The following is a 21,776-nucleotide window of genomic DNA, read 5'->3' as shown; positions in this document are numbered from 1 at the left end:
GGACAGTACACAATATGTGTACTGTCCTTTTTTTTAAATGCTTTCTAATTCCATTGATTTTTCGGTCCACTCTTCTTCAAGTGAATCTTTTTCGAGATTATTTTCATCAATTTCTTTTTGAATTTCACCAAGTTTTGTATATGAACTGACAATTTCATCTTCAGTCATTTTTTGCTGAAGTTCAGAATTTTTTATTTCAATTTTTTCAATCTGTTCTTCTAAACTTTGAATTTCACGTGTTATTTTACGAATATATTTCTGATCCTCTTTTGACTTTTGATATTCTTCCTTTTTGATACTAACTTTTGGAGCACTTTCTTCTTCGTTAGTTTCTTTATCACTATTAATTTTTTCCAAATAATAGTCATAGTTTCCAAGATACAGAGTGCCTCCGGATTTTGAGATTTCAATTATTTTATCTGCAAGGGTATTAAGTAAGTATCTATCATGGGATACGAAAATAATAGTTCCGGCAAAATTATTCAATGCTTCTTCAAGAACTTCCTTACTATCGATGTCCAAGTGGTTAGTGGGCTCATCCATTATCAATAAATTGTTGTTTTCCATTGATAATTTAGTGAGCGTTAAACGAGCTTTTTCTCCACCAGATAACCCACTGATAGGTTTATTAACATCATCACCACTGAATAAAAATGCACCCAAGGTATTTCTAATAACCTGTTCATCTAACAACGGATGTAAGTCCCAAATTTCGTGTAATACATCTTTTTTAGGATTTAAGTTGGTAAGATTTTGGTCATAGTAACCTATCTGAGTATTAGCACCAAATTTATACGTACCATCTAGCAATTTGATTTCGCCGAGAATTGATTTTAGGAAGGTAGATTTACCAACGCCGTTTGGTCCGATAATACCAATTCTGTCACCACGCTTTATATCCATGTTTACAGGATAAGACATTATTTCATCGTCTTCATATCCAATTGCTGCATTTTGAACAAGTAAGACATCATTACCGCTTTCTCTATCAATATTAAAAGAGAAGTGAGCTGATCCTTGATCAGACTGAGGTTTTTCCAATCTGTCCATTTTTTCCAGCTTCTTGCGGCGACTTTGTGCCATTTTTGTAGTCGAAGCACGAACAATATTTTTTTGAATATATTCTTCTTCTTTTTTAATTTCAGCTTGTTGTTCTTCGTAGTGCTTAAGAGCAACTTCTTGATTCTTTTTCTTTTCTTGAAGATAAAAAGAATAATTTCCTGAGTAGTGGGTTGAAGAATGTTGATTTATTTCAACTATTTCATTAGTAACTTTGTCTAAGAAATATTGATCGTGGGAAACAATTACTAGAGCACCCTTATATCCGCGTAGATAGTTTTCTAGCCATTCGACTGTATCTATATCCAAATGATTGGTAGGCTCATCTAACAGCAAAATATCGTTATTTTCAAGCAATAGTTTGACCATGGCAAGACGTGACTTTTCTCCACCAGACAAAGTGCTTATTTTGACATTCCAGTATTCTTCGTCAAATCCGAATCCCTTAAGAACACTGCGAATTTCAGATTGATACCCATATCCATTATTTTCTTTGAAATCATTTTGAATTTGGTCATATTGATTTAAAATATCTTGATAGTTATCAGCATCAGTATCTCCGAGTTTTGCCTCAACCTCATGAAGTTTTTTCTCCATAATTTTTAAATCATCAAAAACGTGTTCCATTTCATCGAATACTAGATTATCCAAATTTAATCCACTATCTTGAGCTAAATAGCCAATTGAAGTATCCTTTTTTATGGAAATAGTTCCATCAGTATATGGTTCTTCCTGAGAAATTATTTTTAGAAGAGTAGATTTACCAACGCCATTTCTACCAACTAATCCAATTCTAGAATGATCTTGAACTTCTAAGTTAACATTTGAGAATAAATTTTCAGTACCAAAGTTTTTAGTTATATTGTTTGCTTGTAGTAGTATCAAAATTATCTCCTTTATTTATTCACAATTTTAACATTTTTTATAAAATTAATCTTTTAAATTACTTATTAATATTGCGTTTTACTTCGATATTCATTAGTATATAATATAGTGAAAATACGCACATGGTGGGAATGAAATGACAGAAAATATTGTACCAAATGCAACAATAAAAAGATTACCAATTTACTACAGATACTTTCAATTTTTAAAGGATGAAGGAACTAAGAAGATATCATCTGGTGAACTAGCTGAAGGTATCAAGATTGACAGTGCGACAATTCGTCGTGACTTTTCTTATCTAGGGGCTCTTGGAAAAAGAGGATATGGATATGACGTCAATGAACTAGTTGATTTCTTCAAAAAATTACTAAATCAAGATCGCAGAACTAATGTTGCGCTTGTTGGTGTTGGTAATTTGGGTAACGCTCTTTTGAATTATAACTTCTCAAGAACAAACAACGTTCGAATTGCAGCAGCGTTTGACATTGATCCTGAGATTGTAGGAACAGTCAAAAGTGGTGTTCCTGTTTATAATATGAATGAAATTAAAGAGCAATTGGAATTACAACAGATCGATGTATGTATTCTAACTGTATCTTCAAATGCTGCTCAAAAAACAGCCAATATGCTAGTTGATGCAGGTGTTAAGGGAATTCTTAACTTCACACCAATTATCGTTAATGTTCCAAATAACGTAAGAGTTCACTATGTGGATCTTGCCAATGAGTTACAAACATTGATTTATTTCTTAGATCATGACAGCTCATTAGACCACGAATAATAGGAGGGGAAGTTACTATGGCAGAGCCATTATTTTTAAAACCAGTTTTCCATGAAAAAATATGGGGTGGTCGTAAACTATCTGAATCTTTTGGTTATGATTTGCCTGATGGAGATATTGGTGAGTGCTGGGCAATATCAGGGCACAAGAATGGAACTTCTATCGTAGAAAACGGAACTTTTTCTGGGCAAAAATTAGATCAATTGTGGACTAACCATCCTGAATTATTTGGAAATCCTAAAGGTAGTGTATTCCCACTACTGACGAAGATTTTAGATGCAGAGGATAGCCTTTCTGTACAAGTGCATCCTGATAATGATTATGCTATGAAGCATGAAGGAGAACTTGGCAAGACAGAATGTTGGTATGTAATCGATGCCGAACCAGATTCATATTTAATTTATGGACATAATGCCAAAACTAAAGAAGAGCTTGATCAAATGATTGATTCAGGTGACTGGGATCACTTGTTAACCAAGGTTCCAGTTAAATCTGGTGATTTCTTCTATGTTCCTAGTGGTACAGTTCATGCCTTAAATAAGGGAATATTGGTCTTAGAAACACAGCAGAGTAGTGACACTACATATCGTCTTTATGACTATGACCGAGTAGACAAAACTACTGGTAAGATGCGTGAACTACACTTAGAACAGTCCAAAGATACAATCACTGTTCCTTACAAGAGACCACAGTTGGATATAGAGACTGTTGAAAAAAATGGCAATAAATATACGACATTTGTACAGCCACCATTGTCTCCTTACTTCGCAGTATACAAATGGGAAATAAATAATTCTGATGATTTTAAACATGAAGTTGGAAGCTATACTTTAATTTCTGTTTTGTCTGGTGAAGGTCAAATTACTATTGATAATAAAGATTACTCTTTATCAAAGGGACAACACTTAATTGTTCCTGCAACAGTTAATAGTTGGAAATTATCTGGAAATTTAAACATCATTGCCTCAGAATCTGGGGAAAAATAAAAGCGTTGAAACATTTAAAGTTTCAACGCTTTTTTATTATGCAAAATTAATCAATATAACAATTAAGTTCATTAAAATATGTGCCATCATATTTATGTAAATGTTCTTTGTTCTACTGTATATGAAGCATAAGAACAGTCCAATAAAGAAATATACTAAGAAGAAACTATCTTGATGTAAAAAGGCAAATAACAAGCTAGATAGTGCTGCAGACATACCAAAGCCTATGTATTGATTTAAATCAGTAAACATAAGTTTTCTGAATATTATTTCTTCCATGATTGGTGCACATACTAAGGGGTATATGACATAATATGGGGCAAATTTCATATATGTTATAAGATCTTGTGTGTTGGCAGATAATGAAACATTGAAGAATTGAACTAATATCTCAGATATCACAAGTTGAATAACTATAATTCCCAAAGTAGTAGCAATTATCCAAAGGAAAGATCTAGTAGGACTTAATCGTCTTTCTGTAATATCTAAAGTTCTAGATTTGGCTAATATATAGCTAGTTGCAATGATTGTGACTACAGTCATTGTTATAAAGTAAGGAGTTCCCACTATTTTGAATCCGAGTAATATAGTTGCGATAATACTAATACCCAAATATGTAAGAAAAATAGGTATCTGTTTTCTAAAATTATCCATGAAATACTCCTAAAATTATTTGTTTATACTTGAATCTTATCTGTAAAATGATATCATAAAAATTGTGATTAGCACATTGAACTTGAGAGTGCTAAAAAAGATATCATAAAATCTGGAGGTATTAAAATTGTTAAAACCACTTGGAGATAGAGTTATTGTATCAGTCGATCAAGAAGAAGAAAAGACTGTCGGAGGTATTGTTCTAGCTAATAACGCAAAAGAAAAACCTCAAACTGCCGAAGTTATTGCTGTTGGTGAAGGACTAGTTTCTGATAACGGAACAAAAGTTGCTTTAACAGTTAAAAATGGAGATAAGGTTTTATTCGATAAATATGCAGGATCAGAAGTTACATTTGATGATCAAAAATACCTAATTCTTCACGAAAAAGATATTATGGCAATCGTTGAAAAATAAAAAATACTAATACTAAAAGAGGATTTGTGAAATGGCAAAGGAAATTAAATTTTCAGAAGACGCACGTTCAAAGATGATGGACGGTGTTAATAAATTAGCGGATACTGTTAAAACTACAATTGGACCAAAGGGTCGTAATGTTGTTATTGAAAAATCATATGGTTCACCTGAAATTACAAATGATGGTGTTACAATTGCAAAAAGTATCGAACTAGAAGATCACTTTGAAGATATGGGAGCAAAATTAGTTGCTGAAGTTTCTTCAAAAACAAATGATATCGCTGGTGATGGTACAACAACAGCTACAGTTCTTGCCCAAGCATTACTTAATGAAGGTATGAAGAACGTGACTGCAGGAGCTAACCCAGTAGGTATCCGTAATGGTATCGAAATGGCAACTAAAGCAGGTGTTGAAGAGTTAAGCAAGATTTCACACAAGGTTGCTGGTAAGAAAGATATTGCTCAAGTTGCTTCAGTTTCTTCAGCAAGTGAAGAAATCGGTGATTTAATCGCTGATGCAATGGAAAAAGTTGGTAATGATGGTGTTATCACAATTGAAGAATCAAAAGGAATCGATACAACACTTGATGTTGTAGAAGGTATGCAATTTGATCGTGGGTACTTGTCACAATACATGGTAACTGATAACGATAAAATGCAAGCTGATCTAGAAAATCCATATGTATTGATTACAGATAAGAAAATTTCAAATATCCAAGATATCTTGCCAATGTTACAAGAAATTGTTCAACAAGGAAAATCACTTTTGATTATTGCCGATGATATTGATGGTGAAGCCTTGCCAACACTTGTATTGAATAAGATTCGTGGAACATTCAATGTTGTAGCTGTCAAAGCTCCAGGATTTGGTGATCGTCGTAAGGAACAACTACAAGATATTGCAATCCTAACTGGTGGTACAGTTATTACAAGTGACTTGGGTCTTGAATTGAAAGACACAACACTAGAACAACTTGGACAAGCTGGTCGTATTACAGTTACAAAAGATAATACAACTATTGTCGAAGGTTCTGGAGACGCAACACAAATTTCAGAACGTGTTGAAACAATTAAGAAGCAAGTTGAAGAAACAACATCAGACTTTGATCGTGAAAAAATGCAAGAACGTCTTGCAAAATTAGCTGGTGGTGTTGCTGTAATCAAAGTTGGTGCCGCAACAGAAACAGAATTAAAAGAACGTAAATATAGAATTGAAGATGCACTAAATGCCACACGTGCCGCTGTTGAAGAAGGATACGTTGCTGGTGGTGGAACAGCATTGATGAACATTATCTCAGGTGTTAGCTCTGTCAAAGGAGAGGGAGATGTTCAAACAGGAATTAACATAGTTGTTCGTGCCCTTGAAGAACCACTACGTCAAATTGCTGAAAATGCTGGTCTTGAAGGATCAGTAATTGTTGAAAGATTGAGACAACAAGAAAATGAAGTTGGATACAATGCTGCTACCGGTGAATGGGTAAACATGATTGAATCAGGTATTATCGATCCAACTAAAGTTACAAGATCTGCACTTCAAAACGCAGCCAGTGTATCAGCACTATTATTAACAACAGAAGCAGTTGTTGCTGATAAGACAGAACCAAATGATTCAGCCGATCCAATGCAAGCACCAGGTGCTGGTATGGGACCAATGATGTAATTTAATAAAATAAAAAACACTTCAGAATAAACTCTGAAGTGTTTTTATTTTTTGAAAATCGAAATAATTAAACTGTCCATTATTATTAATGTTGAAAATAGTAATCCCAAACCTAGTGCAATCTTAGTACCTGTTATAAGAAAGACAACTAGGAAAGCTAAAGCTAATACAATTCCAGTAAAGTTTAGTATTCTAATAATACTGTTCTTTTGACTGGTCACTCTCATTAGAGGCATTAATAATGCGACTTCAAGGATTATGACAGATGGATATATAATAGTCCAGTTACTAAAGTTATCAAATAGATTGAAGTAGATCATGGAAGTAAGATAAACAATAATTAATGCTACTGGTAAAACATAATAACTAATGGTTTTATTTTTCATAATGTAACCCCCCCAGGAAATATTATTATAATAATTTACATTATACATTAAAATAAATATACAAAATATTTTTTATTTGAACTGATTTTAGCTTATTTCATTCCAAATAAGATTTTTAGATTATCAAAAATAAAGTAAGAAGTACTATTTTTATTTTTCATAAAATACCCTTTTGACTAAAATATTTTATATAATAGATAAAGTATATACTATAAGTAGCTTTATTGGAGAAGTACATAATGAAAATTCTATTTGTTGGCGACGTAGTAGGTAATATCGGGTTAAAATCTTTGGACGAATATTTACCTCAAATAAAAAGAAAAGTAAAACCACAGTTAACTATCGTTAATGGTGAGAATTCTTTGAATGGTAAGGGTATTAGTGAAGATACATTCCAACAAATTTTGCATTCAGGTGCTGATGTTGTTACAGGTGGTAATCATGTTTGGGATCGTCGTGAGGTTCTAGAATTTATTAATAACAAAGATAAAAATATGGTCCGCCCTTACAATTTTCCAGGTGACAACGTTCCTGGCCAAGGCTACTTAAGCTTAAATATTAATCAAAAAAAGGTATACGTCATCGATTTACAAGGTACTGCTTTGATGCAACCATTGGACAACCCTTTTTTAGAAGTAGATAATTTGCTAAAAAATTTGGATGATGATTCGATCAAATTTGTAGACATGCACGCTGAGACAACTAGTGAGAAGATTGCTATGGGTCGCTATTTGGAAGGTCGTGTTTCTGCTGTGGTTGGTACGCACACTCATGTACAGACAAATGATGCACAAGTAATTAACAAGACTACCGCGTATCTTACCGATGTAGGGATGACAGGTTCATATGATGGAATTTTGGGAGTTAAAAAAGAACCAGTTATCAATCGTTTTTTGACTCAACGACCTGAGAGATTTCTAGTAGACGAAGACGGTAGAATGCAGATAAATTTTTGTGTAATTAATGTTAACGATAGTAATAATTGTGCTACTTCAATTCAAAATTATGTCATAACACCAGATAATCAAAGATACTTAAATTAGTGGAGGAAAGATATGCCACAAAAAAATAAAGAAACACCTATGATGCAACAATACGTCGAGATGAAAAAAAATTATCCCGACGCTTTTTTGATGTATCGTGTAGGTGATTTCTATGAAATGTTCTACGAAGATGCTGTTAAGGCATCTCAAATATTGGAACTAACATTAACATCTAGAAATAAGAACTCTGATAACAATATTCCAATGTGTGGTGTACCTCATCATGCTGTACAAGGATATATCGATACACTTATTGAAAAAGGTTACAAAGTAGCTATCTGTGATCAACTAGAGGATCCTAGTATGGCAGATGGAATGGTTAAACGTGGCATTACCAGAGTTGTAACGCCGGGAACTATTATGGACGAGTCTGCTAATAATTCCAATGAAAATAACTACATAACTGCTGTTACAAATCAAAAGCAGCGTTTTGGACTAGCTTATGCTGACCTATCTACTGGTGAGGTTAAGGTTACATCATTTGATTCATATGACGAATTAGTAAATGAGTTACAAAATTTAAATACAAGAGAAACTATTGTTTCAAATACTTTCGCGCTTAAATATCAAGAACCTATTATTAAGCGTGGCATATTAATTTCAACTGCTAAGGATAATGATGAAAATCTAGATTATAACTTTGACAATTTGACTGAAGAGCTGCAAATAAATACTGTTCAGATATTGATAAATTATTTTCAAGAGACACAATTACGTGCATTGGATCATTTGAAACCCGCACAATCCTACAAACCATCATCATATTTACAGATGGATTATAATGTCCAAAGTAATTTGGAATTATTTAAAAATATCCGTACTAACAAAAAATCAGGTACACTTCTTTGGTTACTTGATGAAACTCAAACTGCTATGGGTGGCAGACTTTTGAAACAGTGGATTTCCAGACCATTAGTTGATAAAAATGAATTATTAGATCGTCAACATATTTTGCAATTATTCTTGGATAATTTTTTCCAAAGATCTTCGTTACAAGACTATTTGACTAAAGTATATGATTTAGAGAGATTAGCTGGGCGTGTTGCATATGGAACAGTTAATGGGCGAGATTTGATACAACTTAAATCTTCTTTGGAACAAATACCTAAGATTAAAGAAATTCTATTAGACATAGGTGATGAGGCATTAACAAGAGAGGTCGATGCTATCGATGCCTGTGATGATATATACGGTATTATCGATGATGCAATTGTTGATGATCCTCCGATATCAGTAACTTCCGGAGGTTTGATTAAAACAGGTTACAATGATCAGCTAGATGAGTATATTGACGCTTCAAAAAATGGAAAAAATTGGATTGCCCAGTTATTAAAAAAGGAACAAGAAGTAACTGGAATTAGTAATCTAAAGGTTGGATATAATAAAGTATTTGGATACTATATTGAAGTTTCTAAGGGTAACGTAGGCAAGGTTCCTGAAGATCGCTATCAAAGAAAGCAAACTTTAACCAACGCAGAACGCTACATTACTCCTGAACTTAAAGAAAAAGAAACTCTTATTTTAGAAGCTGATGATAAATCTCAAGCTCTAGAATATGAATTATTTGACGGAATTAGACAAACAATCAAAAAAGAAATACGCCGTATTCAAGAACTAGCAACTATTATTTCTAGATTGGATGTCCTACAGAGCTTTGCCGTAGTTAGTGAAAACTACCATTATACTAAGCCAAATTTTGTCGATAAAAGAACTTTGAATATTGTTGATGGACGACATCCAGTAGTCGAAAAAGTTTTGTCTAATAATAGTTATATTCCTAATGATGTTGAATTTGATGAAAAAACAGATGTTGCACTTATTACTGGTCCCAATATGTCTGGTAAGAGTACATACATGCGTCAACTAGCTCTTTCTGTTGTGATGGCACAAATTGGTTGTTACATACCTGCGGAAAAAGCTGACATGCCTATATTTGATCGTATCTTCACTAGAATTGGTGCTGCAGATGATCTTATTTCAGGTGATAGTACTTTCATGGTTGAGATGAGAGAAGCAAACGACGCCCTTAAAAATGCAACAGAACATAGTTTGATAATTTTTGATGAAATAGGACGTGGAACAGCAACTTATGATGGTATGGCACTTGCACAATCTATTATCGAATACATTGTCAAAAACGTTCATGCAATAACTATGTTTTCTACGCATTATCATGAACTAACTGAGTTAACAGAAGAATTACCAGGTGTAAAGAATGTTCATGTTGATGCTTCAGAAGAAAATGGAACTCTAGTCTTTCTACACAAGGTATTACCTGGTCCTGCTGATAAATCATATGGTATTCATGTCGCAAAGCTTGCAGGATTGCCAACTCAAGTTTTGAAAAGAGCAGACAGTATTTTAATTAATTTAGAGAACCAAGAAAAACATGTTGAAGTATCTAATGATACTCCAGAATTAAAAATAGAAGAATCACAGTTATCATTATTTGAACCTAACGATGATGAAAATGAAGTTTTAACTGATATTAGAAATCAAGATTTGATGGATATGACACCTATGGAAGCTATGAACTTGCTCTATAAGTGGCAAAAATCTATAAGATAGAGAGGTGAGTCATTTGGGCAAAATACATCAGTTACCAGTTGAATTGAGTAATCAGATAGCGGCTGGAGAAGTTATTGAAAGACCTTCTTCTGTAGTTAAAGAATTATTAGAAAATTCCATTGATGCTCAAGCAGATCAAATTATTATAACGGTCGAAGATGCTGGTTTAAAGTTAATTGAAATTAATGACAATGGAACTGGTATTGCATCAGATGATGTAGAAAATGCTTTTCAACCTCACTCTACAAGTAAAATAAGTGATAATCACGATTTATTTAATATTTCTACCCTTGGTTTTCGTGGTGAAGCGCTAGCTAGTATAGCTTCAGTATCAAAAGTTGAAATGATTACCAGTGACGATGGGTTATCAGCTGTTAAAGCAAATTTTGAAGGTAATGAATTACTATCAAGAGAAACTTCAGCTAGACCACAAGGAACTACTGTTAAAGTAAGGGATCTGTTCTTTAATACCCCCGCACGATTGAAATATGTTAAATCATTACAGACTGAATTAAATAAAATCGTTGATATTGTTGATAGAATTGCTATCGGTCATCCGGAATTATCAATTAGATTGATAAATAACGGTAAAGATTTGATTTGGACTTCAGGAAATAGTAACCTGCCACAAACTATATCAGGTATATACGGCAGAACAATTGCAAGTAGTTTATTAAAGTTTGAAAATTCTGATGATGATTATCAAATAAGTGGTTATTTTTCTAAACCAGAAGTTACTAGGTCAAATCGCTCATACATTTCAATTATTTTGAATGGTCGTTATATAAAAAATTATGCTTTAAATAACGCTATTATAAAAGGCTATGGATCTAAACTAATGATTGGAAGATTTCCAATTGCAATTATAAAAATAGATTTAGCCCCATCACTAGTAGATATTAATGTTCATCCAACTAAGCAAGAAGTAAGATTGACCAATGAAGGTCACATTGCTGAAATGATCAGAGCTGGTATTGAAAATGCCTTGGGGAAAGAAAATTTAATTCCTGATGCACTAACAAACCTTAATCGTACAAATCTCAATACGAATAAACCAATATTTAAGCAACATTCTGAACAAATTAGTTTTGATGAAATTTCTGCAATTGAACAAATATCTGAGCCAGAAATTAAAGATATTCCGATGGAAACTCCATCTAGTGAATACTCATTTGATAATGGAGCTTCAGAAAAATCAATTTTTGAAAATCCGGATAAGTTAAAAGAGTGGGATGAAAGACTTCAAAATGAAGATGAAGTTAATACATCTGAAATTTCAACTTTTCCAGAGTTACGTTATGTTGGTCAAGCACATGGTACATATCTAATAGCAGATACAGAGAAGTCAATTTACTTTGTGGATCAACATGCTGCACAAGAACGTGTTAATTATGAATTTTATCGTGAAGAGATTGCAAAGGTTGACCATTCACAACAACCTCTATTGGTGCCCATAGTTTTGGACTATCAAAATACAGAAAGTATTCTGATTAAAGAAAGAATGGATTTGTTGAACAGTTTAGGACTATATTTAGAAGAATTTGGTCAAAATAGTTTTGTAGTTAATTCTCATCCAACTTGGTTTGTTAAGGGACAAGAAGAATCGACAATTAGAGAAATGATTGATTATGTATTAAATGACAAAAATATAACTCTTGCAGATTATCTAGAAAAAAATGCAATTATGATGAGTTGTAAAAGAGCTATTAAAGCTAATCAACATTTAGATGAAAAGCAAGCAAGATATTTACTAGAAAAATTATCTAAAGCAAAAAATCCATATAATTGCCCACATGGTAGACCTGTTTTGGTAGAATTTAGTGATAAAGATTTAGAAAAAATGTTCAAGAGAATTCAAGATTCTCATGACACAAGAGAAAGTGAATAGATATGTTTGAATATTTAACTGGTAAAATTTCTATAATTAATCCTTCATATATAGTTGTTGATGTTAATGGAGTGGGTTATAAGATAAATGTTTCTAATCCGTATCGTTATGAAGTAGATCAAGTAGCACAAGTTTTTGTTGAACAAATTGTTAGAGAAAATGAGCAGGCACTTTATGGTTTTTATGATCTGAATGAGAAAAAAATATTCTTAGATCTTATAAGTGTTTCTGGAATAGGACCAAAAAGTGCTTTGGCAATTTTAGCTAGTCAAGATGTTAACGGATTGATTACTGCAATTGAAAACAACGATGCTAAATTTTTGACCAAGTTCCCTAAGATTGGAAAGAAAACAGCACAACAAATTATTTTGGATTTATCTGGTAAAGTTGGCGTATCTAAACAATTATCAATTGACTTTATTCCTGTTCAAACAGAAGATTTATCTGAAGAATTAAGAGATGGGTTAGCTGCTTTGGAATCACTTGGTTATTCAGCTAAAGAAGTCAAAAAAGTAAAAGAACAACTTAAAATAGAGAACTTAAAATCAGCGGATGAGTATCTTCGTGCAGGTCTAAAATTACTTACTAAATAACAAAGGAGAGCAAAATGGATGATGATTTTGTAACTGATCAGAACATAATTGACGACGATGAACAAAGATCTGAGTTTACATTACGTCCAAGTTCATTTGATCAGTATCTAGGTCAAGACAAAGTAAAAAAAGAGTTAGATATATTTATCCAAGCTGCTAAGCAGAGAGAACAGACACTTGACCATACTCTATTGTATGGTCCTCCTGGTTTGGGTAAGACTACACTTGCAATGATTATTGCAAATGAGATGGGAGTGGACATTCATACAACCACTGGACCATCAATTGAAAAATCTGGAGATTTGGTTGCCGTTTTAGATGAGTTAAATCCTGGGGATATTCTATTTATCGATGAAATTCATCGCATGCCGAAGAATGTGGAAGAAGTTCTCTATTCAGCTATGGAAGATTTTTATATCGATATAATAGTTGGCCAAGGTAGCGAATCTAGATCACTACATCATGAGCTCGCACCGTATACATTAATAGGTGCAACGACTACAGCAGGTAAATTATCTGCACCACTAAGAGACCGTTTTGGAATCGTTGAACACATGGAATACTATTCTGAAAAAGAATTAGCAAGTATTGTTAAAAGATCTTCAAATGTATTAGATATAGCAGTTGATGAAGATGGTGCACATGAACTTGCACGAAGATCACGTGGAACTCCAAGAATTGCCAATCGATTGTTAAAAAGGGTACGCGATTTTGCTCAAGTAGCAGATCAATCGATGATTGATTACAAGATAGCTAAATCTGCACTTGATCAACTTCAAGTCGATGAAGCTGGATTGGATCAAGTTGATCGTAGAATTTTATCAATGATGATAGAAATTTATAACGGTGGACCCGTAGGAATAAAAGTTATTGCTGCAAATATTGGAGAAGATCAGGAAACAATTGAATCGGTATATGAACCTTATCTAATGCAACAAGGATTTTTGAAACGTACAGCAAGAGGACGAGTTGTAACGCCTAAAGGATATCAACATATGGGATTCCCATATCCAAAAGAGGAGAATTAGTATGACATTAACAACTGAAGATTTTGATTATAATTTACCAGAAGAATTAATAGCTCAAACACCTATATTAGATCGTGATCACTCAAGAATGCTAGTTTTAGACCACAAAACTGGTGAATACGAAGACAAGCATTTTTATGATATTTTGGATTATATGAATCCTGGAGATGCTCTAGTAATGAATAATTCACGTGTTTTACCGGCACGTTTATACGGTGTTAAAGAAGATACACATGCTCACTTAGAAGTTTTGCTTTTGAATAATATCGAAGGTGACAAGTGGGAAGTTTTGATGAAACCAGCTAAGAAAGCCCCAGTTGGAACTAAGGTATCTTTTGGTGATGGCAAACTTGAAGCTGAAGTTTTAGAAGAGTTGGAACATGGTGGAAAAATTATTGAATTTCACTATGAAGGTATTTTCTTAGAAATTATTGAATCACTAGGTGAAATGCCTTTACCACCATATATCAAAGAAAAGCTGGATGATCCTGATAGATATCAGACAGTTTACGCAAAAGAAAATGGGTCAGCTGCAGCACCAACTGCAGGACTTCACTGGACTGAGGATTTATTAAAAAAAGTAGAAGAAAAAGGAATTAAATTAGTATACTTAACATTACATGTAGGTTTAGGAACTTTTAGACCGGTTAGTGAATCAGATATTAATAAGCATGTTATGCATTCAGAATTCTATAGACTAGATGAAGATGCTGCAAAGACTTTAAATGAAGTAAAAACTAACGGTGGTAAAATAATCGCTACAGGAACAACTTCAATTCGCACATTAGAAACAATTGGTACAAAATATAACGGTGAAATTAAAGCTGATAGTGGTTGGACTGATATATTTATCAACCCAGGATATGAATGGAAAGTTGTCGACGAATTTATCACCAACTTCCACTTACCTAAGTCAACACTTGTTATGCTAGTGGCTGCCTTTACAGGTCGTGAAAATATTTTAAACGCTTATCAACATGCAATCGATGAAAAATATCGTTTCTTCAGTTTTGGAGATGCAATGTTTGTCAAATAAAGGAGAACTATGGAACCTGCAATTAAATATACATTATTAAAAAAAGAGAAGCATACTGGTGCTAGATTAGGTCTTCTAGAGACTCCTCATGGTACTTTTGAGACACCTATGTTTATGCCAGTTGGAACAGAAGCAACAGTCAAAAACATAGCTCCTGAAGATTTAGATACCATGGGTGCTTCAATAATTCTTTCTAATACTTATCATCTATGGCTAAGACCTGGTGAAGATATTGTCAAAGAAGCCGGTGGTCTTCATAAATTTATGAATTGGGACAAAGGTATTTTAACTGATTCGGGTGGTTTTCAGGTATTCTCACTTGCTAACAGTCGAGACATTACAGAGGCAGGAGTACATTTCAAAAATCATTTGAATGGTCAACGTGAATTTTTATCACCTGAAAAAGCAATTCAAATTGAAAATGATTTGGGTCCAGATATTATGATGAGTCTGGACGAATGTCCACCATTTGATGAAAGCTATGAATATATTAAACAATCAGTGGCTAGAACATCTAGATGGGCTGAAAGAGGATTGAGAGCTCACAGAAATCCAGAAACTCAAGGACTGTTTGGAATAGTTCAAGGTGCTGGATTTGAAGATTTGAGAAGACAAAGTGCTCAAGATCTTGTTAGTATGGATTTTCCAGGATATTCAATCGGTGGATTATCAGTTGGCGAATCTAAAGAAGAGATGAACAATGTTCTAGATTTTACAACACCAATGTTGCCTGAAAATAAACCTCGTTACCTAATGGGGGTTGGTACAGCAGATTCATTGATAGATGGTGTTATTCGTGGAATTGATATGTTTGATTGTGTTCTTCCAACAAGAATTGCTCGTAACGGAACTTGTATGACAAGTAAGGGACGTCTGGTTGTAAAAAATAGTAAGTACGCTCGTGATTTCCGACCAATTGATGAAAATTGTCAATGTTATACATGTCGAAACTATAGTCGTGCTTATATCCGTCATTTGATAAATGCAGATGAATTATTTGGAATACATCTAACTAGTTATCACAATCTTTATTTCCTACTTAACTTGATGAAGGGTGTTCGTCAGGCAATCAGAGATGATAATTTGTTAGAATTTAGAGAATCTGTATTTGAAGATTATGGATTTAATCAAGCAAATGCCCGCAATTTTTAAGAAGTTATTTAGTTACAAATAATAAATACTTTGATATCCTATAAGGTATCAAATATATGAGGTGAACAAATTGTCTAACTTAGTATTACTTGCACAAAAAAACAATGGTAGTAGTCAATATACAACACTAATAATTTTAGCAATTTTACTTATTGGTATGTATTTCCTAATTATGAGACCACAAAAGAAGAATCAACAAAAGCGTCAAGAAATGATTTCTCAAATGAAACCTGGTGATAGAGTTGTAACTGTTAGTGGACTTAAAGGTGTAATTGATAAAGTAAATAACGATAAAAAGGAAGTTGTTCTTGATTGTGATGGAATTTATCTAACATTTGATATGAATGCTATTCGTCATATAGCTGCTAATACAACTCCTTCATCATCAGCAAACGATGACCGATATGCAAAACCAAAAACTTCAGAAGAAACTGAAGATGCTACAGAAGATAAAAAAGAAGATTCAGATAATAAATAGTAACAAAGATTGAAACATAAATATGTTTCAATCTTTTTTAGTTTAAATAGTTATAATTTAGTATTTATTGTGCGATAATGCAGTAAAATATTCTTATTAGAATAAAAGGAGTTTAGTAATGTCAGAAGAAAAATCAGCTGTTTTTATTATCTTTGGTGCGTCAGGTGATTTGGCACATCGTAAGCTTTACCCTGCACTATTTAGACTTTATAAATCAGGATACTTGAAAGATCATTTTGCTGTTATTGGAACAGCTAGAAGACCTTGGACTGACGATTATTTCCGTGAAACTATAGAAGAATCATTAAATAACGAAATTGGAAATATCAATTCAAATGATATTTCTGAATTTGTTAAGCACTTCTTCTATATGTCACATGATGTTAATGATGCTGCACATTATATAGCTCTAAAAGAGCTAGCAGCTAGTTTAGATGAGCAATTTGAAACAAATAGTAACCGAGTTTACTACATGGCAATTGCACCTAGATTCTTTGGAACGGTTGCTGAACATATCAATAGTGAAGGGTTGAAGACAGAAGGATTCAATCGTCTTGTTATTGAAAAACCATTTGGTCGTGACTACGCAAGTGCTGAAGAGCTAAATAACGATATCTCTCAAGCATTTACTGAAGAAGAAATTTATCGTATAGACCACTATCTTGGTAAAAAGATGGTTCAAGAAATAGCTAATATTCGTGAGAAAAACACCACTTTTGAGAAAATTTTGAATAATAAGTATGTGTCAAATATCCAAGTTACATTAGCTGAATCATTAGGTGTTGAAGAACGTGGAGGCTACTACGAAACATCTGGTGTTCTACGTGATATGGTTCAAAATCATATAATGCAAATCATTGGTTCACTTGCAGTTAATCATCCTGAAATTAAAAAGGATAGTGAAGTTCATGAATTAAAGAATGAATTATTTGCTAGTTTGAAAATATTAACTCCCGAGACGGTTGATGATAATTTCATTCGTGGACAATATGATACTGATGAAAAAGGTCAAATGAAGGCATATCGTCAAGAAGACAATGTTGATCCTAATTCAAATATTGATACATATGCTGCTGGTAAAATGGAATTTGCTATTGATCGTTGGGAAAACGTACCGTTCTACGTTAGATCAGGTAAGAGACTAGTTGATAAGTCTTCTCGTATTGATATTGTTTTCAATGAAAAAGTAACTGAATTTGGAATTGATGCTAATACAGTAGTAACCTTATACATTGAACCTAGTGAAGGATCAAATATACAGGTTAATGGAAAAGATTACTTAGAAGGTGATCAAAACTTGATCAAATTCCCGGAACAAGCTGATTACTTTGATAATGCTCGTGAAGCATACGAAAGTTTAATCATTGATATTCTTTCAGGAAACAAAGTTAACTTCACTTTCTGGAATGAATTACAAAGTACTTGGAAATATATTGATGTTATTCGTCAAAAATGGGATAGTGAAGAACCTGATTTCCCTAACTATTTAAGTATGACCAGAGGACCAGCGTTGTCTGATCTACTATTGGCACAAGATAATAATAAATGGGTGTGGTAATATTACATTTTTAAAAATACCAACTAAAATAGATTCATCGAGAAAAGTCATCCATGTTGACATGGATGCTTTTTTCGCGTCTGTAGAAGAAAGAGAGAATCCTCAATATAAAAAGAAGGCACTTGTGGTTGCACCTGATCCTAGGAAACATAATCATCATGGTGTTGTTACAACTGCTAACTATAACGCTAGAAAATATGGTGTCCATTCTGCTATGCCAGCTCAAAAAGCCTTAGATTTAATACCTTCTAGTGAATTAGTATTGAAAGATCCAAACTTTACTTTATATCAAGAAGTTTCGCAGCAAATTCACGATATATTTTTGGATGTTACTGATGTTTATGAATCTGTCGCTCTAGATGAAGCATATCTAGATGTTACTGAAAATAAGTTGGATGAAACAAACACAATTAAAATAGCTAATTATATACAACAAAGAATTCTAAAAGAGACTGGATTAACATCTTCAGTAGGCATTTCTTACAATAAATTTTTAGCTAAAATTGCGTCAGGATACCGAAAACCATTTGGTAGAACAATCGTTTTGAAAGAATATGCACTGGAGTTTATGAGTAATATTCCCATTGAAAAGTTTAATGGTATTGGAAAAGTTATGCAGGAAAAATTGCATTCGATGGATGTGTATACAGGTGCTGATTTACAGGATTTATCACAGGACAAATTCCTTAATACTTTCGGTAAAATGGGCTATATCATGTATCGGAGAATTAACGGAATTGATGAAGCACCCGTTAATAATTTACGAGAACGAAAATCCATAGGACGTGAAAGAACTTTCACACAAAATTTGGTAACTGATGAACAGATATTTAAGGAGTTGAAACGGATATCTGAGATGGTAAGCGCTGATTTGTCTAAAAAAAGACTTCACGGCAAAACAATTGTTTTAAAAGTTCGTGATGATCAATTTGAAACGACTACCAAAAGAATGACATTTCAAGATTATATTTACGAGCAAGACGATATTTATAGAATTGCACTAGAGATATATGATAAATTAGACATTGTAGATAAAAAAATTCGTTTGCTAGGGATAACTTTGACAAATCTTGATTCATTATCATTTGAAGAGTTGTCATTAAATTTGTTTTCGAAAGAGGATAACTAATGAATACATTTCAAGAAATAGACAATACAATCAAGAAATATCAAAAAATTATAATTTTGAGACATCAGAATCCGGATCCTGATGCACTAGGATCACAGGGAGGGTTAGCAGTTGCTATTCGCCAAGCATATCCAGATAAGGAAGTTTTGATCGGTGGACAGAACTCCAAGGGCTTAATTTGGTTATCAGAAATGCAAGATATCAAAGGCAGCGATTTTGAAGGTAGTTTAGTTATTGTGACAGATACAGCTAACCAACCAAGAGTTGATGACGATCGTTTTAACAACGGTGATTTTTTAATTAAAATAGATCATCACCCAAATGATGATTCATATGGTGATATGCTATACGTTGATGATGGGGCAAGCTCTAGTTCTGAAATTATTTCTGATTTAATTGAAAGTTCTGATGAAATGAAGTTATCCAAAGAAATAGCTTACTATCTATACGCAGGTATAGTTGGGGATACAGGTAGATTCCTATATCCAGCAACTACTTCACATACCTTACAAACTGCAGGTAAATTCTTAGATTTGGGACTAGATACAAGTTCTATTAATCAAAAAATGAATGAGATTACCTTGGCCCAAGCCAAACTTCAAAGTGAGGTTTTCAATGTAATTAAAATCGATCCAAGTGGAGCAGCACTTGTTATCATTGATAAAGAAATGATGTCAAAAATTGGTCTAAATCAGGAACAAGCTAACTCAGCTGTTTCAACACCAGGAAGACTAAAAGAAGTAACTAGTTGGGTTGAAGCTGTCGAGAAAGATGATGGAACTTTTAGAATGCATTTCCGTTCGCAAGGACCTGTGATAAATGAAATTGCTAAACTACATGATGGCGGTGGTCACCCACTTGCTAGTGGAGCAAATGCTAAGGATCGAAATGAAATTGACCAAATTTTCAAGGAATTGATTGCTGCAGTTAACGAATACAAATTAAAGGAAAAATAAATGACAAAATTTTCACAGTATAATTTCCGTGATGAAATTAACGAATCACTGAAAGATATCGGATTTGATGAACCAACTGAGGTTCAAGAAGCGGTTATTTCATTGATTAATAAAAGGAAAGATATTATAGTCCAGTCAGAAACTGGTTCTGGTAAGACGCATGCTTTCTTATTACCAATAATGAACGCTATAACACCTGATCAACAAGTTCAGACTGTTATTGCTACTCCAAGTAGAGAATTAGCCTATCAAATTTATAACGATACAAAAGATATTTTGAAGAATTTTTCTTCAGAATATCAAGCTTCTATTTTTGTAGGTGGGGCAGATCGTGATCGCCAAAAGAAAAAATTATCATCATCACAACCACAAATTGTTATTGGTACACCAGGTAGAATCTGGGATCTTATAAGAGATAACTATCTAAGAGTTGATACTGCCTCTAGATTTGTAGTTGATGAAGCCGATATGACTTTGGACATGGGATTCTTAGATGATGTAGAACATATTTCTTCAAAGATGCCGGATACAGTAGAAATGATGGTCTTCTCTGCTACTATTCCTCAAAAGTTAGAGCCATTTTTAAAGAAATATATGAATGCTCCTAAAAAAGTTGAGATTAAAACTGGTTCAGTTACTGCAAAAAATGTTGAAAATTGGTTGATATCAACAAAAGGTAAAGACAAAAATAAATTAATATATCAATTATTAACAATAGGATCTCCATATCTTGCTTTGATATTTGCTAATACCAAAAGCTCTGTAGATGATATTCATAGTTATTTGCGTGGTCAAGGGTTAAAAGTTGCAAAAATTCATGGTGGATTAACACCTAGAGAACGTAAACGTGTTATGAAGCAAATTGAAAATATGGAATACCAATATGTTGTGGCTACTGATTTAGCTGCACGTGGTATTGATATAACAGGTATTTCACATGTAATTAATGCTGAAATACCAGATGATTTGGACTTCTTTATTCATCGTGTAGGACGTACTGGTCGTAATAAGTTAAGCGGTATTGCAATTACACTTTACCGTCCAGGTGAAGAAAATAAGATCGATGCTATTGAAAAATTAGGCATCATGTTTGCACCTAAGGATTTGCGAAAAGATGAAATTGTTGATGTTCAAGAACGTGATCGACGTCAAAATCGTAATGCATCACAAGAAAAACTAGAGCCAAAACTTGTTGGTTTTGTTAAAAAGCAAAAAAACAAGAAAAAGCCTGGTTATAAAAAGAAAATCAAACAAGCTATTACTACTGAACGTAAGAGAAAGACAAGAATTAATAATCGTCAAGAAGCTAAACAAGATCGAGTTCGTCGTAAAGAAAATAATAATCATAGATAAATTAATGATATTGACAAATGCTTGATATCTCGCTATATTTTTAGAAGGATATATCAAATAGATTCGCTATCAAAAGAGAGGGCTAACTGCTGAGAAAGCCTGATAGTAGAATATTTGATGCTACCAATTCAAAGTGTAATCAAATTATAGATTTATTTAATAAAGAGG

19 protein-coding genes are annotated in these 21,776 nt (G+C 33.2%); 16 read left to right on the top strand and 3 right to left on the bottom strand.

Annotated elements, in window-relative coordinates; genetic code table 11:
- Positions 1–33: 33 nt before the first annotated feature.
- The gene (locus CS873_RS07050; protein WP_099975127.1) at positions 34–1,944 is read right to left on the bottom strand and encodes an ABC-F family ATP-binding cassette domain-containing protein; all 1,911 of its coding nucleotides are present in this window, start codon (positions 1,942–1,944) and stop codon (positions 34–36) included.
- A 136-nt stretch (positions 1,945–2,080) separates the two neighbouring features.
- On the opposite strand from CS873_RS07050, the gene CS873_RS07045 reads away from it, so the two are divergent.
- Positions 2,081–2,725 (top strand): redox-sensing transcriptional repressor Rex, encoded by a 645-nt coding sequence (locus tag CS873_RS07045; RefSeq protein ID WP_099975126.1) that lies wholly within the window; start codon positions 2,081–2,083, stop codon positions 2,723–2,725.
- Between the two features lie 17 nt (positions 2,726–2,742).
- The gene (manA, locus tag CS873_RS07040; RefSeq protein ID WP_099975125.1) at positions 2,743–3,711 is read left to right on the top strand and encodes a mannose-6-phosphate isomerase, class I; all 969 of its coding nucleotides are present in this window, start codon (positions 2,743–2,745) and stop codon (positions 3,709–3,711) included.
- 36 nt (positions 3,712–3,747) lie between these two features.
- Here manA and CS873_RS07035 read toward each other — a convergent pair whose 3' ends face one another.
- Positions 3,748–4,365, bottom strand: a complete 618-nt coding sequence (locus CS873_RS07035) for a CPBP family intramembrane glutamic endopeptidase (protein ID WP_099975124.1) — start codon at positions 4,363–4,365, stop codon at positions 3,748–3,750.
- Positions 4,366–4,492: 127 nt separating this feature from the next.
- Between CS873_RS07035 and groES the strand changes: the two genes are divergently transcribed.
- Positions 4,493–4,780, top strand: a complete 288-nt coding sequence (gene groES / locus CS873_RS07030; protein ID WP_099975123.1) for a co-chaperone GroES — start codon at positions 4,493–4,495, stop codon at positions 4,778–4,780.
- Between the two features lie 31 nt (positions 4,781–4,811).
- Positions 4,812–6,440: a chaperonin GroEL gene (gene groL, locus CS873_RS07025; protein WP_099975122.1), complete on the top strand. Its 1,629-nt coding sequence runs from the start codon at positions 4,812–4,814 to the stop codon at positions 6,438–6,440.
- 44 nt (positions 6,441–6,484) lie between these two features.
- On the opposite strand, the gene CS873_RS07020 is transcribed toward groL, so the two are convergent.
- Positions 6,485–6,826 carry a hypothetical protein gene (locus CS873_RS07020; RefSeq protein WP_099975121.1) on the bottom strand — a complete coding sequence of 114 codons (342 nt, stop codon included), beginning with the start codon at positions 6,824–6,826 and terminating at the stop codon, positions 6,485–6,487.
- Positions 6,827–7,065: 239 nt separating this feature from the next.
- Between CS873_RS07020 and CS873_RS07015 the strand changes: the two genes are divergently transcribed.
- The 12 genes from CS873_RS07015 (at position 7,066) to CS873_RS06960 (ending at position 21,608) form a co-directional block, all read left to right on the top strand.
- Positions 7,066–7,869, top strand: a complete 804-nt coding sequence (locus CS873_RS07015) for a TIGR00282 family metallophosphoesterase (RefSeq protein ID WP_099975120.1) — start codon at positions 7,066–7,068, stop codon at positions 7,867–7,869.
- Positions 7,870–7,881: 12 nt separating this feature from the next.
- Positions 7,882–10,437, top strand: a complete 2,556-nt coding sequence (gene mutS / locus CS873_RS07010) for a DNA mismatch repair protein MutS (protein ID WP_099975119.1) — start codon at positions 7,882–7,884, stop codon at positions 10,435–10,437.
- A gap of 13 nt (positions 10,438–10,450) precedes the next feature.
- Positions 10,451–12,325 carry a DNA mismatch repair endonuclease MutL gene (gene mutL, locus CS873_RS07005; RefSeq protein WP_099975118.1) on the top strand — a complete coding sequence of 625 codons (1,875 nt, stop codon included), beginning with the start codon at positions 10,451–10,453 and terminating at the stop codon, positions 12,323–12,325.
- A 2-nt stretch (positions 12,326–12,327) separates the two neighbouring features.
- Complete coding sequence (ruvA, locus tag CS873_RS07000; protein ID WP_099975117.1) at positions 12,328–12,918, top strand: Holliday junction branch migration protein RuvA; 591 nt, start codon at positions 12,328–12,330, stop codon at positions 12,916–12,918.
- 14 nt (positions 12,919–12,932) lie between these two features.
- Positions 12,933–13,946, top strand: a complete 1,014-nt coding sequence (gene ruvB, locus CS873_RS06995) for a Holliday junction branch migration DNA helicase RuvB (protein WP_099975116.1) — start codon at positions 12,933–12,935, stop codon at positions 13,944–13,946.
- A gap of 1 nt (position 13,947) precedes the next feature.
- Positions 13,948–14,982 carry a tRNA preQ1(34) S-adenosylmethionine ribosyltransferase-isomerase QueA gene (gene queA, locus CS873_RS06990; RefSeq protein WP_099975115.1) on the top strand — a complete coding sequence of 345 codons (1,035 nt, stop codon included), beginning with the start codon at positions 13,948–13,950 and terminating at the stop codon, positions 14,980–14,982.
- A gap of 9 nt (positions 14,983–14,991) precedes the next feature.
- Complete coding sequence (tgt, locus tag CS873_RS06985) at positions 14,992–16,134, top strand: tRNA guanosine(34) transglycosylase Tgt (protein ID WP_099975114.1); 1,143 nt, start codon at positions 14,992–14,994, stop codon at positions 16,132–16,134.
- A gap of 70 nt (positions 16,135–16,204) precedes the next feature.
- Positions 16,205–16,612, top strand: a complete 408-nt coding sequence (gene yajC, locus CS873_RS06980) for a preprotein translocase subunit YajC (protein WP_099975113.1) — start codon at positions 16,205–16,207, stop codon at positions 16,610–16,612.
- A gap of 118 nt (positions 16,613–16,730) precedes the next feature.
- Positions 16,731–18,170, top strand: coding sequence for a glucose-6-phosphate dehydrogenase (gene zwf, locus CS873_RS06975; RefSeq protein ID WP_099975112.1), 1,440 nt, complete (start codon positions 16,731–16,733; stop codon positions 18,168–18,170).
- Positions 18,127–19,299, top strand: a complete 1,173-nt coding sequence (dinB, locus tag CS873_RS06970) for a DNA polymerase IV (RefSeq protein ID WP_342743851.1) — start codon at positions 18,127–18,129, stop codon at positions 19,297–19,299. The genes zwf and dinB overlap by 44 nt, the downstream gene beginning before the upstream one ends.
- A complete protein-coding gene (locus CS873_RS06965; protein ID WP_099975110.1) occupies positions 19,299–20,255 on the top strand; it encodes a DHH family phosphoesterase in 957 nt (318 codons plus the stop codon). The genes dinB and CS873_RS06965 overlap by 1 nt, the downstream gene beginning before the upstream one ends.
- Positions 20,256–21,608, top strand: coding sequence for a DEAD/DEAH box helicase (locus CS873_RS06960; RefSeq protein ID WP_099975109.1), 1,353 nt, complete (start codon positions 20,256–20,258; stop codon positions 21,606–21,608).
- Positions 21,609–21,776 lie beyond the last annotated feature (168 nt).

The organism is Companilactobacillus metriopterae, assembly GCF_002762335.1.
Classification (GTDB): Bacteria; Bacillota; Bacilli; order Lactobacillales; family Lactobacillaceae; genus Companilactobacillus; species Companilactobacillus metriopterae.
This window is presented reverse-complemented; position numbering and strand designations above follow the sequence as displayed.

Coding starts and splice junctions, on each gene's coding strand:
- ruvA (WP_099975117.1), top strand. CDS start 12,328: ATGTTTGAATATTTAACTGGTAAAATTTCTATAATTAATCCTTCATAT.
- tgt (WP_099975114.1), top strand. CDS start 14,992: ATGGAACCTGCAATTAAATATACATTATTAAAAAAAGAGAAGCATACT.
- queA (WP_099975115.1), top strand. CDS start 13,948: ATGACATTAACAACTGAAGATTTTGATTATAATTTACCAGAAGAATTA.
- zwf (WP_099975112.1), top strand. CDS start 16,731: ATGTCAGAAGAAAAATCAGCTGTTTTTATTATCTTTGGTGCGTCAGGT.
- CS873_RS07020 (WP_099975121.1), bottom strand. CDS start 6,826: ATGAAAAATAAAACCATTAGTTATTATGTTTTACCAGTAGCATTAATT.
- CS873_RS07015 (WP_099975120.1), top strand. CDS start 7,066: ATGAAAATTCTATTTGTTGGCGACGTAGTAGGTAATATCGGGTTAAAA.
- CS873_RS07045 (WP_099975126.1), top strand. CDS start 2,081: ATGACAGAAAATATTGTACCAAATGCAACAATAAAAAGATTACCAATT.
- groL (WP_099975122.1), top strand. CDS start 4,812: ATGGCAAAGGAAATTAAATTTTCAGAAGACGCACGTTCAAAGATGATG.
- CS873_RS06965 (WP_099975110.1), top strand. CDS start 19,299: ATGAATACATTTCAAGAAATAGACAATACAATCAAGAAATATCAAAAA.
- ruvB (WP_099975116.1), top strand. CDS start 12,933: ATGGATGATGATTTTGTAACTGATCAGAACATAATTGACGACGATGAA.
- CS873_RS06960 (WP_099975109.1), top strand. CDS start 20,256: ATGACAAAATTTTCACAGTATAATTTCCGTGATGAAATTAACGAATCA.
- CS873_RS07035 (WP_099975124.1), bottom strand. CDS start 4,365: ATGGATAATTTTAGAAAACAGATACCTATTTTTCTTACATATTTGGGT.
- manA (WP_099975125.1), top strand. CDS start 2,743: ATGGCAGAGCCATTATTTTTAAAACCAGTTTTCCATGAAAAAATATGG.
- mutS (WP_099975119.1), top strand. CDS start 7,882: ATGCCACAAAAAAATAAAGAAACACCTATGATGCAACAATACGTCGAG.